Annotated in this window: 1 protein-coding gene; it reads right to left on the reverse strand. The window is 41.3% G+C overall.

Annotation, left to right across the window (positions count from 1 at the left end):
• Positions 1 to 3,689: non-ribosomal peptide synthetase (locus tag C245_RS0122420; protein ID WP_017498848.1), on the reverse strand; the 3,689-nt coding region annotated here is incomplete at both ends.

Below are 3,689 nucleotides of genomic sequence, written 5' to 3' on the forward strand. Positions count from 1 at the left end.
TAATTCTCTCGAAAGTGATTGACGAAGCTGTTGTTTGTCAATAGTTGCGGTACTCACCAGATAACTAACAATGACCGGATCGCCATTTACGGTTGCTGTGATGACCACACACTGATCGATATCTTCCTGAGACTGCAATACCTGTTCGATTTCTCCGAGTTCAATACGATGTCCTCTGATTTTAACCTGACTGTCTTTTCGGCCTATGTAAGCGATGGTACCGTCGGGCAACCATTTGCCCAGATCACCTGTTTTGTACAATTTAGTTGTATCGTTAAATGGGTTTTTGATAAACTTTTCTGCTGTGAGTTCCGGTTGGTACAAATATCCTCTGGACAAACCGTCTCCTGAGATACAGATTTCTCCAATTACCGCCACAGGCTGTAATGCCAACTCTTCTGAGAGTACATAAAACTGGGTGTTGTCCAGTGCTTTTCCAATAGGCACGGAATTTTCGTAAGTCCCTTCTACTCTGTAATAACTGCTGTAGGTAGTGTCTTCTGATGGTCCGTACAGGTTTCTAATGGCGATGCCGGAATCTGTAAAATGGTTGGCGATACTCACCGGGAATGCTTCTCCGGCAAGGTTGATTCCAACAGCATTCTCAAAAGTGGTTCCTTTTTCGATCAGGGTATGAATTACCGATGGCACGGTATTGATTAGTACGTTTTTGTCGCTCTGGATATAATCTCCTATCGATAATCCATTGGCCAGTAAACGTATTTGTTTTCCGATGCTTAAAGGATAGAAAAATTCATAAACGGACAGATCAAAACAATGTGAGGTTACGGCGTATAAAATATCAAAATCGGTATCGCTAAATTCTCTTTGCGACCAGCATAACATGGCCACAGCGTTCTGATGGGTGATCATGACTCCTTTTGGTTTTCCTGTAGATCCTGAAGTATAAATGATGTAACCCAGGTGCTCTGAACTGAAAGAAATCTGCGGCAATGATTTTGATATGGATTCTGCTTGTTTAAAACTTTCGATAAAACTATCGTCTATGGTTATTTTACATTTACTGTCTTGTTCGATGTACTCAATTCTTTGCGCCGGATAGTTGGGATCGATCGGAACGTAAGCGCATCCTGATTTTAAAACGGCCAATAAGGCAATAGGCAGCCACTCGCTACGGCCCAGTTTTACGCCTACTAAATCTTCTACAGCTAAGTTGTAATTGCTTAACAGGTAGTGTGATAATTCATTAGAAACCTCATCGAGTTCTTTATAGGTAAAACTTTTTGTATCGGTCACCAGAGCAATCTGCTCCGGTGTTTTTTTCGCCTGACTGACAAATAAGTCAACCATAGTGTGATCCTTAGGATACGCTACTGCTGTGTTGTTAAAATCCTCTAACAATTGTGTGGTCTCGGCTTCGCTCAGGTAGTTTAGTGTGGCTACTTTTTGCTCCGGATTTTGAATGGCTTTGGTTAAAAAGTTTTCTAAATGAGCCGCCAGTCGCACTACAAATTCTGATTCATAAATATCAGTATTGTATTCGATGTGTAGGCTTAGTTCTCCTTGTTGTTCGGAGAAAACAAAGCTTAAATCGAATTGACTTACTTTTCTTGAATTGGCTTTATAAGGTTTTAAGGTTAAACTTTCTATTTGTTCTGCATTTGAGTCAAATAAATCCTGTTGATTTTGTAAAACTACCAGTACATCAAAAAGTGCTGATCGGCTTGTATCTCTACCTAAACCTAGTTGCTCTACCAGATTGTCCAGCGGATATTCCTGATGGGAATAGGCGTCAAGCAGGGTTTCTTTTTGTATTTGCAGCAAGGTTTCAAAATCTGCTGTTTCTTCAAAACGGGTTCGAATGGCCAGGGTGTTCAAATAAAGTCCGATTTGATTTTCCAGATCACTGTGTTCTCTTCCGGCAATTGGCGTCCCTAAAATAAGGTCTCTGGTGTTGGTGTATCTCGAGAGTAGTCCGTTGATTGCTGCCATCAGGGTCATAAAAAGACTGCTGTTGTGTTGCTCTGAGAATGTTTTCAGGGTAACACTTGCTTCTTTACTGAAATTATGGGTGATGGAATCTCCGGCATAGGTTTTTATTCTTGGACGTATTTTCTCTGTCGGAAGTTCTAATACAGGCAGGTTACCGCTAAAGATATCCAGCCAGTAGGCTTCTGATTTTTTTAGTTTAGTGATTTGTTCTTCACTTCTCATCCAGGTGGCATAGTCTTTATATTGTATGCTTAGCTCCGGAAGACCGATCGTTTTGTTTTGTATGAGATGATCGTAAATCGTGATAAGTTCCTGGCTTAAAATTCCCATAGACCAGCCATCACTAATGATGTGATGCATGTTAAAGAGTAACAAGTGTTTGTTTTCTGATTGTCTGATGAGTTTCAGATTGACCAAAGGAGCTTTCTCTAAATCAAACTGATGCTGATAGCTTTGGAGAATTCTTTCTTCTATTATTGCCTGCTGATTTTCAACATTAGTAAAATCTTCATAATCTACTTTGAAGTCAATGTCTTTGGCATCGATTACAAACTGACGCACTTCTCCCTGATCGTCTCTTTTGAAGTAGGTTCTTAGGGTTTCATGTCTGGCAATAAGAAGGTTAAATGCTTCTGTTAATTGCGCTGTATTTAAATTTCCTTCTAATTCAAACGAACCGGGAATGTTGTAGGCCTGACTTCCGCCTTCGAACTGACTCAGGATCCATAAGCGGTGCTGAGAGGAGCTTAAAACGTAGCTTTCCTGCTGCTCTGCTTTGGGTATGGCGGTGAAGGTTCCTTCCTCAAGTTTGCTGATGATTCCTGAGATCGTTGGATTCAAAAAGACATCTTTTACGCTGATCTGATAGCCTAATTGTCGGTTGATTTTATTGGCTACTAAGATGACTTTCAGACTGTGTCCGCCCAATTCAAAGAAATTGTCTGTGGTTCCTATGGTTTTTATCCCCAATATTTCTTCCCAGATTTCAGCGAGCTGTTTCTCTAAAACGGTCTCCGGAGCGGTATATTCTTGTTGAATCTTGTCGTTTACATCTACTTTAGGCAATGCTTTTAGATCCACTTTACCGTGGGAGGTTAATGCAATGGCGTCTAATTGTACATAGTAACCCGGAAGCATATAATCCGGTAAATATTGGCTCAATTGGGCACGAAGTTCTTGTTTGTCAAGTTCTTTTTCTCCTACTACATGGGCTACTATTGCGGGTTCTGTCTCTATGTTTTGTACGGTTACAACACACTGACTGATATTGCCTTGTGTTAATAAGGCGTGTTCAATTTCACCGAGTTCTATTCGGTGGCCTCTTACTTTTACCTGCTGGTCTTTTCTACCTGTGAGTTCGATGCTGCCATCGGCCAGCCATCGGCCCAGATCGCCTGTTTTGTAGAGTCTGGCTCCTGTAATGAAGGGATGGGCGATGAATTTTTCTTCGGTGAGTTCAATATTGTTCAGGTATCCTCTGGACAGGCTGTTTCCGGAGATGCACAGTTCTCCAAATACACCGATAGGCTGTAATTCCAGGTTATCGGACAGAATATAGATCTGGCTGTCTTTTAAGGGTTTGCCAATTGAAACAAGGTTTCTTTGCAGATCGCTCTGCTCTACTCTTCCCATAACAGCGCTAATGGTGGCTTCTGTTGGGCCGTACTTGTTGTAGAAGTCGGCTATTTTAATCATTTTTTCGGCCAGATTTTTTGGGCATACTTCTCCTGCTGCAA

The sequence above is a fragment of the Flavobacterium sp. WG21 genome (genome assembly GCF_000335775.1).
GTDB lineage: Bacteria > Bacteroidota > Bacteroidia > Flavobacteriales > Flavobacteriaceae > Flavobacterium > Flavobacterium tructae.